This is a genomic window from Arthrobacter sp. SDR-2R (genome assembly GCF_057747955.1).
Window position 1 is genome coordinate 3031370 of the sequence record NZ_CM173231.1, and the last position, 14845, is coordinate 3046214.

Below are 14845 nucleotides of genomic sequence, written 5' to 3' on the forward strand. Positions count from 1 at the left end.
TCGTCAGCATTGGAATGGCCTCGGCTCAGCACAGCGATCGGCTAAGGGCCCCCGACAGGATTAAAGGCAGTTCTTCAGGACGCCGACAATGACGTCATGCTCGGGTTGGGTGACCCAAAGCGCGTACTTGGCCTTGACGTCAGTTTGCCGCTCGACATATTCACACCGAAAAGCTTTGTTCGGGGGAAGCCATGTTGCGGCGTCTTTGTCGCCTTTGGCGCTGTTAGTAGGGCCGTCGGCGGCCATGAGGTTCAGTGGGTCGTTCGCGAGCTCTTTGCGCTGATCTGCGCTCAGCTGCTGGGCACCTTTCTGCCACGCGTCGCTAAGCGGGACAATGTGGTCAATTTGGATGTCGGAGCTGGCGTCCTGCCCGCGGACGAAGTTGATCGTGGTGCCCGTGTACTTGTCGGCCAGTGTGCCTGTCGCGACGACGCAGTTGCTGGTACCGGGTTTGAACGTCTCCTCGGTCAGGTCGCGGGCGAGGATGTCATTACGTGTGTCGCAGCCGTTGTGGTCTGTGTCGGCCCAGGCGGGTCCGAACTCATCGCGGGTGTAACCAGTCTTTGGGGCTCGGCCCTTGACCGGGATGGTCTCAAGCTGGACGAGGGCTTGTCCTGCCTCTCGGGCAGCGCCACCGCCCGAAGACTGACCAGCAGAGGTACTTGGAGCGGTTCCGATGCCCTCTATGGCATGGGCGGCAGCGTCACAGCCGGCAAGCGGGCCGACCAGCAAGAGGGCGGCAGCGACTGTCAGGGCTGGGGCAATCGAGCGAATGATTTGAACGGCCCTTCCGTATTGAGGCGAGTTGCTTCACACTAACTTCGGCCACCTTGTGCAAGCGGTAAGAGGACATGTCGTGCCCGCCACACCGGAGCAAGTGTAAGAACTGAACCAGGAAGCCCCTGGCAGGCCGAATCAATTCACCGTGGCCAGGCGGGCCTTGGAACGGGTCCCTATCAGCCGCTGCTTGGTCAGGGGTTGCTCCGTTGATTGCTTGGACTCCGCGCCACCAGGAAGGATCTCGCTCAATCTCGCAATTTCCCGGATGTGCTCTGAGGTAAAGATGATCTTTCCCTTGCCCCAGCAGGCGTGAGGGAACTTTCCGCTGGTCGCGCCGTCACGCAGCCAAGACTCAGTGCAGCGCATCAACGCTGCTGCTTCGGCAGGCTCAAAAAATTCGATATCCACAGCGTCTCCCAGGAATAGGTGCACGTTTCCCAGTTCATGCACCCGGCAGGACTCGCCAACATGACCGAGATCCGTAGTCGCCGGCGCCGACTCCCTTAAGGCTCGCTACAGCCGCTGGAAAGCCGTCACGGACCGCTCAGTGGCGTCGGCACCCACCTGCAATGCCTCAGGCATCAAGTGCCCGTAAACCTGCTCCGTGGTCTTCGTGGAAGCGTGCCCGAGCCGGCGCGAGATAGTGAACAGGGGGACGCCGTCCTGGATCAGCCAGGACGCGTGCGTGTGGCGCAGGTCGTGGATTCGCGGGCTTTTGGTCAAGCCGATTGCCTGGGCCGTGCGAACGGCAGGCACCCAGTAGTCAGCCCAGTAGAGCTTGTGGACGATCCGGCCGCCCGTGGGCGTCGTGAACACCAGTTCCTTTCCTGGCCTGCTTGCCACGAGCGGGATCAACAGCTCCACCAACGCCGGGTTCAGCCCTATGGTCCTCTTGCCAGCTCCGGTCTTGGTCGCGCCAACATAGAACTGGTTTTGACCATCCCGCTTCCAAGCCTTGTTGATCCGGGCAGTAGGTGGTTTGGAAAGGAGGTCTACATCCGCCACGGTCAAGGCTGTCGCTTCTCCAAAGCGCGTACCGGTCATGACCAAGAAGTCCGTGAAGGCCCTGTACCTCTCCCCCATCCCCTCCATGATGAGTCTGTACTCGGCATGAGTCAGGAACATGGCCTCATCTTCAGCCTTCTCAATGTTCGGCAACTGCACCCCGCGGCAGGGATTGCGGCCGATGTAGCCGAGCATCTCGGCGGTGTTCATCGCAGCCGATATCAGACCATGGATGTTGTGGATTGTCTTGGGTGCCTTGCCCTTAGCCATCATGGACTTCACCCAGTGCGCGATGACGCGGTAGTCGAGCTTGTCCACGGGAACATGACCGATGACTGGCCGGATGTGGAGGTCCAGCATGGTCTGGTACGTCTTGACCGTTCCGCTCGATGGGCGGACTAGCAGGTCGATGTGTTCCTGGATGACTTCCGCCACAGTGGGCGGACGTTTCTCATTCGTCAGGATGGCGTGCTGAGCGATCTCAAAGGACTGGCCGTTGGCGTCCAACAGCCGCTTAAGGGTTTCCGCCTCGGTAAGAGTGGCTACGGTAAGGCCTTGGGCGGTCTTGGACTTCTTGTCCCGCCAGCGAACCATGTAGGACTTCGAACCGTCCTTTTTGGTGCGAGTACTGATGCTGGCCACACACAAAACGGTACGCTCGTGTACACACTTCGGCGGATTTTGTACACGCACATTCCTTCAACAGGCCCTTGACCTGCGGAAACGCTGTGCCCGAGGTGGGACTCGAACCCACACACCTTTCGATACCGCATTTTGAGTGCGGCGCGTCTGCCAATTCCGCCACTCGGGCGCGGATTACGCGGAGCCAAAGTACGCTCACAGCTGACTGTGAGCAACGCGATCGCTTCACGTACGCGGAATTACTCTACATGCAGATAGGCTGAATTCCAGAATCGCGCCGCCGTCGCCGCAAACGAACCCTGCAAACCAAGTACAGCAGCGGTGGCACCTAAGATAGTGATGTCCCGCCGTACCTTTTCAAGGAGATCCCGTGACTGAACAGACGGAGTCCAAGCCCACGTCCCAGCCGGCGCGCCGCGTCATTGTGGCAGAGGATGAAACCCTCATCCGCCTCGACATCATCGAGATCCTGCGCGGCGAAGGTTACGATGTCGTGGGTGAGGCGGACAATGGCGAGAAGGCCGTCCAGCTCGCCGAGGAACTCAAGCCGGACCTGGTCCTCATGGACGTCAAGATGCCCGTCATGGACGGCATTTCTGCGGCCGAAAAGATCGTCAAGGCCCGTATCGCCCCCGTGGTGCTGCTGACCGCCTTCAGCCAGAAGGAACTGGTGGAGCGTGCCCGCGACGCCGGCGCCATGGCCTACGTCGTCAAGCCCTTCACCCCCGCGGACCTCATCCCGGCGCTGGAGATCGCACTCTCTCGCCACGAGGAAATCAAGGCCCTCGAGAGCGAGGTGTCCGACCTGCAGGAGCAGTTCGCCACCCGCAAGCTCGTGGAACGCGCCAAGAGCCTGCTGACCACCAAGATGGGCCTGACCGAACCCGAAGCCTTCCGCTGGATCCAGAAGACCTCGATGGATCGCCGCCTTAGCATGCGCGAGGTTGCAGAGACCATCATCAACCAGGTCAACTAACGCGCCGGCCGGGCCCGAAGAGTTTCCGACGGCGGCCCGGCCCCCACGGGTACCCTAACGCGCACAGCACCAAAGCAAAGGACCCCTGCCAACCGGCAGGGGTCCTTCGCTGTGTCTGAAGACTAGGCCTGGGCCTTCTTCTTCTTTTCCGGCCACGGGCCGAGCTTTTCCTTGTTGCTGGCGACGTCTCCGGCGCGCGTGGAGTCGGCGAGGTCGCCCACCTTGTGCACCTTCAGCGAGTTGGTGGAGCCGGCCTTTCCGGGAGGCGAACCGGCGGCGATGACCACCAGGTCACCGTCTTCCACAAGTCCCATTTCCTCAAGGCTGCGGTCCACCTGGGCCGTCATGGCGTCGGTGTGGTCAACCATCTGGACAAGCACCGGCTGGATGCCCCAGGTCAGCGCCATCTGGTTCCAGACCTGCTCCACCGGGGTGAACGCGAAGACCGGCTTGATGGGCCGCAGGCGGGAGAGCCGGCGGGCCGAGTCACCGGACTGGGTGAACGCACAGATGTACTTGGCGTCCAGCTGGTCGGCGATTTCGACGGCGGCACGGGTGATGGCGCCACCACGGGTCCTGGGCTTGGTCCCCAGCGGGGGGACGCGCTCCAGGCCGTGGACTTCGGTGGATTCGATGATCCGGGCCATGGTCTTGACCGTCTCGATCGGGTACTTGCCCACGCTGGTCTCACCGGACAGCATGACGGCGTCAGCACCGTCCAGGACGGCGTTGGCGCAGTCGGAAGCCTCTGCACGGGTGGGGCGCGGGTTGTCGATCATGGACTCAAGGACCTGGGTGGCCACGATGACCGGCTTGGCCCAGCGGCGTGCCAGTTCAATGGCGCGCTTCTGCACGATCGGCACTTCCTCCAGCGGAAGCTCCACGCCCAGGTCGCCACGGGCCACCATGATGGCGTCGAAGGCGTCGATGATCTCGGGCAGCTGCTCAACGGCCTGCGGCTTTTCGATCTTGGCGATGACCGGTACGCGGCGGCCTTCCTCGTCCATGATCTCGTGGACGCGGGCGATGTCCGTAGCGTCCCGCACGAACGAAAGCGCCACCAGGTCCACGCCGCGGCGCAGCGCCCAGCGGAGATCGTCCTCGTCCTTTTCGCTCAGCGCGGGCACGTTCACGGCCACGCCGGGAAGGTTGATGCCCTTGTTGTTGGACACCATGCCGCCAACGGTCACCTCGGTGACCACCTTGACGTCGTCCACCGCCGTGGCACGCAGGGCCACCTTGCCGTCGTCGATCAGCAGGGCATCGCCCACCTTGACGTCCTCGGTGAGGCTCTTCAGCGTGGTGGAGCAGATCTCCTGGGTACCGGGAACGTCTTCGGTGGTGATGGTGAAGACGTCACCCACGGCCAGGGCGTGCGGACCGTCGACGAAACGGCCCAGGCGGATCTTGGGGCCCTGCAGGTCGGCCATGATGGCCACGGCCTTGCCAAGGTCGGATGCTGCCTTGCGGACGTTCTCATAGGTGTTGTCATGCACGGAGTAGTCGCCGTGGCTCATGTTCATGCGGGCGACGTCAACGCCGGCTTCCAGCACCGCGAGGGTGTTTTCGTAGCTGGCAATTGCCGGGCCAAACGTAGCCACAATTTTTGCGCGTCTCATATACCTACCCTATTGGTCTCTTGCATTGGTTAAGTTGTCTGCGAGGTGAACCCTCGATGCATCCTGCGGGACTGCGGCCAGAGGACAGCGGCTAGAGGACGGCGATAGCCCGGTCCGTCGGTGCTACGGGAGCGGGAAGGATCGTGCTTCCCATCAGGTACTTGTCAACGGCGGCAGCGGCGGCACGTCCTTCGGCGATGGCCCACACGATCAGGGACTGCCCGCGGCCGGCGTCACCGGCAACAAACACCCCCTCGGTGTTGGTCATGTAGTAGCCGTCGCGGGCCACGTTGCCGCGGCCGTCGAACTCGGCGTGCACCTGTTCGGTGATGCCGGCAGGCTCGGCACCGGTGAAGCCGAGGGACAGGAACACCAGGTCCGCCGGGATGATCCGCTCGGTGCCGGCCTTCGGGAGGCGCTTGCCGTCAACGAACTCGGTCTCCGCCACCTTCACGCCGGTCAGCTTGCCGTTCTCGCCAACGAACTCGACCGTGGACGCGAGGTAGGTGCGTTCGCCGCCTTCCTCGTGCGCGCTGGCCACCTCGAACAGGGTGGGGAACGTCGGCCACGGCTGGTGGCTGGCACGCTCCGACGGCGGCTGCTTGCCAATCGCCAGGGTGGTCACCGAGGCAGCGCCGTGCCGGTGCGCGGTCCCCAGGCAGTCAGCGCCGGTGTCGCCGCCGCCCAGGATGACAACATGCTTGCCGTGGGCATTGATCTGGTTCTCGATGGTTTCCCCGGCAACAGCGCGGTTGGCCGGCACCAGGTAGTCCATGGCGAAGTGGATGCCGTCCAGGTCGCGGCCCGGGATGGGCAGGTCACGCGGAACGGTGGCGCCGGTGCAGACCACGACGGCGTCGTAGCGCCTGCGCAGCTGCTCCCAGGTGACGTCGGTCCCCACGGAGACGCCGGTACGGAAGCGGGTGCCCTCGGCCTTCATCTGCTCGACGCGGCGGTCCACCTGCTCCTTTTCCATCTTGAAGTCGGGGATGCCGTAGCGGAGCAGGCCGCCGATCTTGTCGTCCCGCTCATAGACGGCAACCGTGTGGCCCACGCGGGTGAGCTGCTGGGCGACGGCGAGTCCTGCCGGGCCGGAGCCAACCACCGCAACGGTCTTGCCTGTCAGGCGTGCGGGCGGCAGCGGGTTGACCCAGCCGTTGTCCCAGGCCTCGTCGATGATCGAGACTTCCACCTGCTTGATGGTGACCGCGGGCTGGTTGATTCCCAGCACGCAGGACGCCTCGCACGGCGCCGGGCAGAGCCGTCCGGTGAACTCGGGGAAGTTGTTCGTGGCGTGCAGGCGCTCGATCGCTTCCTCACCCTTGTCCCGCCACATGAGGTCGTTCCACTCGGGAATGAGGTTGCCCAGCGGGCAGCCCTGGTGGCAGAACGGGACGCCGCAGTCCATACAGCGTCCGGCCTGGGCCTTCAGCGTGCCTTTTTCCTGCGCCTCATAGACCTCTTTCCAGTCCATGATGCGGACGGGAACAGGACGGCGTGGCTGGGTTTCACGCTGGCGTACTTTCAGAAATCCGCGTGGATCAGCCACCGGTCACCTCCAGGATTCGAGACCATACTTCTTCGCCGTCAGGGTCAAGGCCCTCTTCGATGGCGTCGAGACGGGTTTGCAGCACAGCCGCGTAGTCGCGCGGCAGCACCTTGGTAATGCGGGCAGCGGTGTCATCGAAGTTCTCGAGGAGACGCGCCGCCAGCTGGGAGTCAGTTTCTTCCACATGCTTGACCAGCAGGCCGTGGACGATGTCGCGGTCTTCGGCGTCCAGCTCGCGGAGCTGGAGTTCGCCGGACTGCAGGGCGTCCTTGTTGACCTTGGCAGTGTCCAGGTCCAGGACGTAGGCGGTTCCGCCGGACATGCCGGCACCGAAGTTGCGGCCGGTGCGCCCGATGATCAGCGTCTGGCCGCCGGTCATGTACTCGCAGCCATGGTCGCCAATGCCTTCGACGACGGCGGTGGCACCGGAGTTGCGAACCAGGAAGCGTTCGCCCACCTGCCCGCGCAGGAACATCTCGCCGCTGGTGGCGCCGTAGCCGATGACGTTCCCGGCGATGACGTTGGTCTCCGCCTTGAACACGTTGGTACGGTCCGGGCGGACGACGATCCGGCCGCCGGAGAGGCCCTTGCCCACGTAGTCGTTCGAGTCGCCGTAGAGCCGCAGGGTGATGCCGGCAGGCAGAAAGGCACCCAACGACTGGCCGGCGGTGCCGTTCAGCGTGATGTCGATCGTGTCCGTGGCCAGCACATCCGTGCCGAAGGTCTTGGTGACCACGTGGCCCAGCATGGTCCCCACCGAACGGTCGGTGTTGATGACGTCAACGGTGATCTTCACCGGGCTGCGGTCCGTCAGCGCTTCCGTGGCCATGGTGATCAGCCGCTGGTCGAAGTGCTTGTCCAGCTCATGGTTCTGGCCGGTCATGTTGCGCAGCGGCGCGTCGTCGTCGAACTCCAGGCCGTGCAGGATCGGGTCCAGGTCCAGGCCGTCGGCCTTCCAGTGGTCGATCGCCTCGCGGGCGTCCAGGACCTCTGCGTGGCCAATGGCCTCCTCGAGGCTGCGGAAGCCAAGCTCCGCCAGGATCTCGCGGACTTCCTCGGCAAGGAACTCGAAGAAGTTGACCACGAACTCCGGCTTGCCGCTGAAGCGGGCGCGCAGCTCGGGGTTCTGCGTGGCCACACCCACGGGGCAGGTGTCCAGGTGGCAGACGCGCATCATGATGCAGCCTTCCACCACCAGCGGAGCGGTGGCGAAGCCGAACTCCTCGCCGCCCAGCAGCGCGGCGATCACAACGTCGCGGCCGGTCTTGAGCTGGCCATCCACCTGCACCACCACGCGGTCGCGCAGTCCGTTGAGCATCAGCGTCTGCTGGGTTTCGGCCAGGCCGAGCTCCCACGGGACACCGGCGTGCTTGAGCGAGTTCAGCGGTGAGGCGCCGGTACCGCCGTCGTGCCCGGAAACGAGTACGACGTCGGCCTTGGCCTTGGTCACGCCGGACGCCACGGTGCCGATCCCGACTTCCGAGACCAGCTTCACGTGGACCCTCGCCGAGGGGTTGGCGCGCTTGGCATCGTAGATGAGCTGCGCGAGGTCCTCGATCGAGTAGATGTCGTGGTGCGGAGGCGGGGAGATCAGCCCCACGCCGGGGGTTGAGTGCCGTGTCCGGGCCACCCAGGGGTAGACCTTCTGCGCCATCAGCTGGCCGCCTTCGCCGGGCTTGGCACCCTGGGCCATCTTGATCTGGATGTCGTCCGCGTTGGTCAGGTAGAGGCTGGTCACGCCGAAACGGCCGGACGCGATCTGCTTGACCGCAGAGCGGCGCTTGGGATCGAGCAGGCGATCCACGTCCTCGCCGCCTTCACCGGTGTTGGACTTGCCGCCCAGCTGGTTCATGGCGATGGCCAGCGTCTCGTGGGCCTCCTGCGAGATGGAGCCGTAGCTCATCGCTCCCGTGGAGAACCGCTTAACGATGCTGGAGACCGGCTCCACTTCCTCAAGGGGCACGGACGGCCGGTCGTTCTTGAACTTGAGCAGGCCGCGGAGGGTCATCAGGTTGGTGGACTGGTCGTCCACGCCCTTGGTGTAGGCCTTGAAGATGTCGTAGCGGCGCTCACGCGTGGCGTGCTGCAGCCGGAACACGGTCTCCGGGTTGAACAGGTGCGGTTCGCCGTCACGGCGCCACTGGTACTCGCCGCCGCCCAGCAGGGGGCGGTGCGGCTGCTCGATGCCGCCCTCGGGGTAGGCCATCTGGTGGCGTGCGGACACTTCGGCCGCGATCACGTCCAGGCCCACGCCGCCCAGCTGGGAGTGCGTGCCGGCAAAGAACTCGTCCACCAGGTCCTGGCCCAGGCCAAGGGCTTCGAAGGTCTGGGCGCCGGTGTAGGACGCCACGGTGGAGATGCCCATCTTGGACATGATCTTCAGGACGCCCTTGCCCAGGCCCTTGATCAGGTTGTAGACGCCGTCCTGCGGGGTCACACCGGTGACGTCGCCGGCAGCGATCAGCTGCTCCACGGATTCCATCGCCAGGTACGGGTTGACGGCGGACGCGCCGTAACCAATGAGCACGGCCACGTGGTGCGTCTCGCGGACATCGCCGGCCTCGACCACCAGGGCAGTCTTGGTGCGGTTGGCGCTGCGCAGCAGGTGGTGGTGCACGGCGCTGACCAGCAGCAGCGATGGGATGGGTGCCCACTGGGCGTTGGAGTCACGGTCGGACAGCACGATGTACTGCACGCCGCGGTTGATGGCACCGGAGACCTGCTCGCAGATCTCGGTGAGCCGGGCGCGGAGCGCGTTCTCACCGCCTTCGGGCCGGTACAGGCCGCGGACCTTCATGGCCACGCGGTTGCCGTCGGCGTCCTCGATGTTGGCGATCTTGGCGAGCTGGTCGTTGTTGATCACCGGGAAGGGCAGCTGGACCTGGGGCTGGCGGACCTGCTTGGTGTCCAGCAGGTTGCCGTTGGGTCCGATGGCGCAGGTCAGGGACGTGACCAGTTCCTCGCGGATGGCGTCCAGCGGCGGGTTGGTGACCTGCGCGAAGGACTGCACGAAGTAGTCGAAGAGCAGGCGGGGGCGCTTGGACAGCACGGCCACGGGGGTGTCGGAACCCATGGCGCCCAGCGGCTCGGCGCCGGTGCGGGCCATCGGGCCGAGCAGGATCTTCAGTTCCTCGGTGGTGTAGCCGAAGGTGCGCTGGCGGATGTTCACGGACGCGGCAGTGTGCACCACGTGCTCACGCTCGGGCAGGTCGTTGAGGTCGATCAGGTTGTCCTTGACCCACTCCGCCCACGGGTTGGCCGCGGCAACTTCGGCTTTGACCTCTTCGTCATCGATGATGCGGCCGGCCTCGGTGTCCACCAGGAACATCTTGCCCGGGGACACGCGGCCCTTCTTGACCACCTTGGAGGGTTCGACGTCGATCACGCCCACCTCGGAGGCGAAGACGATCAGGCCGTCTTCGGTGATCCAGAAGCGTCCGGGGCGCAGGCCGTTGCGGTCAAGGGTTGCGCCCACCAGGTTGCCGTCGGTAAAGGACACGGCGGCGGGGCCGTCCCACGGTTCCATCAGCAGGGAGTGGTACTCGTAGAAGGCGCGACGGGCCGGATCCATGGTGGCGTGGTTTTCCCAGGCCTCGGGGATCATCATCATGATCGAGTGCGTGATGGGCCGGCCGGACAGCCACAGCAGCTCCGCTACCTCGTCGAACGAGGCGGAGTCGGAGGCGCCGGGGGTGCAGATGGGGTACAGCTCTTCCGGCGAGTCGCCCAGCAGCGGGTTGGCGAGCTGGGACTGGCGGGCGCGCATCCAGTTCCGGTTGCCCTTGACGGTGTTGATCTCACCGTTGTGGGCAATGGTCCGGAACGGCTGGGCGAGCGGCCAGGACGGGAAGGTGTTCGTGGAGAAGCGTGAGTGCACGATTGCCAGCTTGGTCTTGAACCGCTTGTCCGAAAGGTCCGGGTAGAACGGCTCCAGCTGGGCGGTGGTGAGCATGCCCTTATAGACGATGGTGCGCGAGGACAGCGAGGGGAAGTACACGCCGAACTTGTTCTGGGCACGCTTGCGGATGCGCCAGGCGCGCGAGTCGAGCTCGTTGCGGTCCAGTTCCTCGCCGTTGGCGGATGCCAGGAAGGGCTGGGAGAAGTAGGGCATGCAGGCGCGGGCCATGGCGCCCACGAGGTCGGCGACCACCGGCACTTCACGCCAGCCGAGGACCTTCAGGCCCTCATCGGCGGCCAGGCCCTCGATACCTGCCTTGGCGGCGTCGGCCTCGCGCTGCTCGGCAGGCAGGAACGCGGTACCGGCGACGTACTGGCCCGGTGCGGGCAGCTCGAACTCGGTGACCGCACGGAAGAACTCGTCGGGGATCTGCATGAGCAGGCCCGCGCCGTCGCCCGTGCCCTCGTCAGCACCCACGGCACCGCGGTGCTCCAGGTTGCGCAGGGCGGTCAGGGCGGCGTCGACAATGTCATACCCGGGTTCGCCGCGCAGGGTCGCGATGATCGCGAGTCCGCAGGCGTCCTTCTCCTGTTCCGGGTTGTAGAGCCCGGCGGCCTCCGGCATGGCTGCGAAGCGCTTGAACGGCGACATTGCAGTCTCAGGCTGGTCCGGTTCGGACCAGCTGGGAGTGTGAAGAGTTTGGGTCATGGGAGACGTCCTTCCTCCTGATCGTGCGTATGGAAGGGACACCGTTGGCCCCACTCGTCGGCGCCGCTGCGGTGGGCACAACAAAGTGTTGATTACTGGAAATTGTAGGTCAGCGCAGCCTGCTGAACTAACGGTTACGCAGGCCCCTGCCCGAGGCATCATCAGCCAGCAAATCCATGCTGGGCGGACGGTGCCCCATGCCACGACATTGTGGTTTTCGGGCGCTTCGAGCGGTGGCTCTGCTGCCCTGCCTGGCCGGCGCCCTACTTGCCGGTGCCGGCCTCCGGTGCGGGTCCTGTGGCTGTGCTGCCGGAGTGTCCGGCAGCCGTTGCATCCGTTCCGGGCTTTGAGCCCGCCGGTGCCGCCGCGGCTTCTTCCGTGGGGTCGGAAGCATGCCTGGAACCGCTGTGGTTATCAGGGAGATTACCACGCGAATCACTATCTGAGACAACATCGTCCGGATCACGGACTTCATGACTGGCCACGGAATCGGTTCCCGGTTCCACGGTTTTCTCCGCTCCGTGCCCCGGAAGGTACACGGTGTCCGGGTCCGTCCGGCTTTTGAGGCCCAACAGGATGAAGGCGACCAGGGCCGCCAGGAACACGAAGATGCTGGTCCACACGTTGAGCCTGGTGGTGATGCCGAAGATGGTGATCTGTTCGGCGTCGTCGATGCGCATTGCCTCGATCCAGACCCGGCCCAGGGTGTAGTACATGGCGTACAGCCAGAAAAGCCGGCTCCGGCGGAAGTTGAAGCGCCGGTCCAGGGCCAGCAGGATCAGGACGCCGGCCAGGTTCCACAGGGACTCGTAGAGGAACGTGGGGTGGAAGAGGGTGTCCGCGGGCATGCCGGCGGGGAAGTTGGGGTTGTCGGCGTCCACCTGCAGGCCCCACGGCAGCGTGGTGGGACCGCCGAAAAGTTCCTGGTTGAAGTAGTTGCCCCACCGGCCTATGGCCTGGGCCAGGAGCAGGCCCGGGGCCGCTGCGTCGGCGAATGCGCTCAGCTTCACTCCGCTGCGGCGGCAGCCGATCCAGGCGCCAAGGGCCCCAAGGACCACGGCGCCCCAGATTCCCAGCCCGCCGCGCTGGATCTGCGGGATCAGCGAGAGGTCTCCGGTGCCGTCGAACCCCGGGCCGAAGTAAGCGTCCGGTGATGACACCACGTGGTAGAGCCGGCCTCCGATGATGCCGAAGGGGATGGCCCAGATGACGATGTCCCAGACGCTGCCTTCAGGGGCGCCGCGCCTGGCCCAGCGGACGGATGTGAGCCAGAGCCCCGCGACGATCCCCGCGAGGATGCACAGCGCGTAGGCGTGGATCCGGAGGCTGCCCCAAGGCAGGGGAATGTCGAAGCCGGACCAGTCCGGGCTGGGGATGCTGGCCGGCACCATCGTGGGTACCAGCGCGGCTGCCTGAAGGAGTGGCTGCATGTCCTAGGCCCCGGCTTCCTGCGCCGGGCCCGGTTCAGGCGCCAGGCCGGTGCTCAGGTCCTTGGTGAGGGCGGCGACGGCATCCACTCCCCCGTCGCGGAGGGCCGCCACCAGGGCGGTGCCCACGATGACGCCTTCGGCGTAGGCGGCGATTTCGCGGACCTGGTCCGCGGTGGAGACGCCCAGCCCGACGCAGACGCGCTCGGCGCCGGCGCCGTGCGCCGCCGCCACAACGTCCTTGGCTGCGGTGCTGACGGAGGTGCGGGCACCGGTGACGCCCATGATGGAGACGGCGTACACGAATCCACGGCTGGCATCCACGGTCCGCTGCATGCGCTCCGCGGTGGAGGACGGCGCCACGAGGAACACACGGTCCAGGCCGTACTTGTCCGAGGCTTCCATCCACTCGGCGGCCTCGTCCGGAATCAGGTCCGGGGTGATCAGCCCGGCTCCCCCGGCTTCGGCCAGCCGGCGCGAGAACTCATCCACGCCCATCCGGACCACCGGGTTCCAGTACGTCATGACCAGGACGGCGGCGTCGGTCCTGCTGGTGATGCCGGCCACGACGTCGAACACCTGGCTGACGTGGAAGCCCTTGGCCAGTGCCTCGGTGGTGGCGGCCTGGATGACCTGGCCGTCCATGACGGGGTCCGAGTAGGGAATGCCGATCTCGATCAGGTCCGCGCCGTTTTCCGCCAGGGCAATGCCTGCGGCGATGGTGTCCTCCACACTGGGGTAGCCGGCGGGGAGGTAGCCGATGAGGGCGGAGCGTCCCTGGGAGCGCGCCCTGTCGATGGCTGCTGCCGACTTGCTGGTCATCTCTGCCCGGTTGGCCATTTCTGCACTGCTCACAGCTGCTCCCCCTCTTTGCCGATCTCGGATTCGGCGGAATTCTTGTCCAACAGGTCAAACCATTCGGCGGCGGTGGCCACGTCCTTGTCTCCGCGTCCGGACAGGTTGACGATGACGATCTTTTCGGCCGCGGCCGCCGGGTCTTCGGCAGCAAGCCGCTGTCCCACCTTGATGGCTCCGGCCAGCGCATGCGAGGACTCGATGGCGGGGATGATGCCCTCGGTGCGGCACAGGAGGCGGAAGGCCTCCATGGCTTCGCTGTCCGTGATGGGCTCGTAGCTGACCCGTCCGATGTCGGCCAGGTAGGAGTGCTCGGGTCCCACGCCGGGGTAGTCCAGGCCGGCGGAGATGGAGTGCGACTCGATCGTCTGGCCGTCGTCGTCCTGCATCAGGTAGGAGCGTGCACCGTGCAACACGCCGGGCTTGCCCAGGGTGATGGTGGCGGCGTGCCGGCCGGTTTCGACGCCGTCGCCGCCGGCCTCGAAGCCGTAGATCTTCACGGAGGGATCATCCAGGAACCCGTGGAAGATGCCGATGGCGTTCGAGCCGCCGCCGATGCAGGCGCAGACGGCGTCCGGGAGGCGGCCCTCCTGCTCCAGGATCTGGGCGCGGGCTTCCTCGCCGATGACCTCGTGGAAGTAACGGACCATGGCCGGGAACGGGTGGGCTCCGGCAGCGGTGCCCAACAGGTAGTGGGTGTTGCCAACGTTGGCCACCCAGTCCCGGAGGGCCTCGTTGATGGCGTCCTTGAGGGTCTGGGATCCGCTGGTGACGGGAATCACCTTGGCGCCCAGGAGTTCCATGCGGGCGACGTTAAGCGCCTGGCGGCGGCAGTCCTCGGCGCCCATGTACACCACGCACTCCAGGCCCATCAGGGCGGCAGCGGTAGCGCTTGCCACGCCGTGCTGGCCTGCGCCGGTCTCGGCGATGACGCGCGTCTTGCCCATGCGCTTGGCGAGCAGCGCCTGGCCAAGGACGTTGTTGATCTTGTGCGAACCCGTGTGGTTGAGGTCTTCGCGCTTGAGGAAGATGCGCACTCCCCCGGCGTGCTGGGAGAACCGCTTGGCTTCGGTCAGGAGGGACGGCCGGCCGGAGTAGTTCTTGTTCAGGTCAGCGATCTGCGCACGGAAGTCGGGATCGTCCTTGGCCTTGTTGAAGGTCTCTTCAAGTTCGTCCAGGGCGGCGATGAGGGACTCGGGCATCCATCGCCCGCCGTAGTTTCCGAAGTACGGCCCCGGGGCGTGGCGGAGGGATCCGCCCTGCAGGAATGCTTCCGCGGTGTTGTTGTCAGCGTTTCCTGAGGGTGCGTCAGCCATCAGTCCTGTCCTGTTCGGTGGTGGTTGGTCAAAAAGTTGCTGTTCCGGCGGTGGCGGCCGGACTGGTGTG

Annotated in this window: 10 protein-coding genes and 1 tRNA gene; 1 reads left to right on the top strand and 10 read right to left on the bottom strand. The window is 65.4% G+C overall.

Annotated elements, in window-relative coordinates; translation table 11 throughout:
* Window positions 1-60: 60 nt before the first annotated feature.
* The 4 genes from AC3ANU_RS14020 to AC3ANU_RS14035 all read right to left on the bottom strand — a co-directional run bounded on the left by AC3ANU_RS14020 (window position 61) and on the right by AC3ANU_RS14035 (window position 2596).
* Window positions 61-732: an HNH endonuclease family protein gene (locus AC3ANU_RS14020; RefSeq protein WP_488314741.1), complete on the bottom strand. Its 672-nt coding sequence runs from the start codon at window positions 730-732 to the stop codon at window positions 61-63.
* A gap of 183 nt (window positions 733-915) precedes the next feature.
* Window positions 916-1188, bottom strand: coding sequence for a hypothetical protein (locus AC3ANU_RS14025; protein WP_133247110.1), 273 nt, complete (start codon window positions 1186-1188; stop codon window positions 916-918).
* A gap of 105 nt (window positions 1189-1293) precedes the next feature.
* Window positions 1294-2292 (bottom strand): tyrosine-type recombinase/integrase, encoded by a 999-nt coding sequence (locus AC3ANU_RS14030; protein ID WP_488314742.1) that lies wholly within the window; start codon window positions 2290-2292, stop codon window positions 1294-1296.
* 222 nt (window positions 2293-2514) lie between these two features.
* Window positions 2515-2596 (bottom strand) — tRNA-Leu (locus tag AC3ANU_RS14035).
* 201 nt (window positions 2597-2797) lie between these two features.
* Here AC3ANU_RS14035 and AC3ANU_RS14040 point away from each other — a divergent pair.
* Window positions 2798-3403, top strand: coding sequence for an ANTAR domain-containing response regulator (locus AC3ANU_RS14040; protein WP_009358190.1), 606 nt, complete (start codon window positions 2798-2800; stop codon window positions 3401-3403).
* A gap of 122 nt (window positions 3404-3525) precedes the next feature.
* On the opposite strand, the gene pyk is transcribed toward AC3ANU_RS14040, so the two are convergent.
* From pyk to trpB, 6 genes are all read right to left on the bottom strand, one after another.
* A complete protein-coding gene (gene pyk, locus AC3ANU_RS14045) occupies window positions 3526-5022 on the bottom strand; it encodes a pyruvate kinase (protein WP_134164340.1) in 1497 nt (498 codons plus the stop codon).
* 91 nt (window positions 5023-5113) lie between these two features.
* On the bottom strand, window positions 5114-6571 hold the full coding sequence (locus tag AC3ANU_RS14050) for a glutamate synthase subunit beta (protein WP_056393678.1): 1458 nt from the start codon (window positions 6569-6571) through the stop codon (window positions 5114-5116).
* Window positions 6564-11177 carry a glutamate synthase large subunit gene (gene gltB / locus AC3ANU_RS14055; RefSeq protein ID WP_056393676.1) on the bottom strand — a complete coding sequence of 1538 codons (4614 nt, stop codon included), beginning with the start codon at window positions 11175-11177 and terminating at the stop codon, window positions 6564-6566. The genes AC3ANU_RS14050 and gltB overlap by 8 nt, the downstream gene beginning before the upstream one ends.
* Before the next feature lie 263 nt (window positions 11178-11440).
* The gene (gene lgt / locus AC3ANU_RS14060) at window positions 11441-12607 is read right to left on the bottom strand and encodes a prolipoprotein diacylglyceryl transferase (RefSeq protein ID WP_056393675.1); all 1167 of its coding nucleotides are present in this window, start codon (window positions 12605-12607) and stop codon (window positions 11441-11443) included.
* 3 nt (window positions 12608-12610) lie between these two features.
* Window positions 12611-13444: a tryptophan synthase subunit alpha gene (gene trpA / locus AC3ANU_RS14065; protein WP_056393673.1), complete on the bottom strand. Its 834-nt coding sequence runs from the start codon at window positions 13442-13444 to the stop codon at window positions 12611-12613.
* Window positions 13445-13455: 11 nt separating this feature from the next.
* Window positions 13456-14775, bottom strand: a complete 1320-nt coding sequence (gene trpB / locus AC3ANU_RS14070) for a tryptophan synthase subunit beta (protein WP_134164343.1) — start codon at window positions 14773-14775, stop codon at window positions 13456-13458.
* Window positions 14776-14845 lie beyond the last annotated feature (70 nt).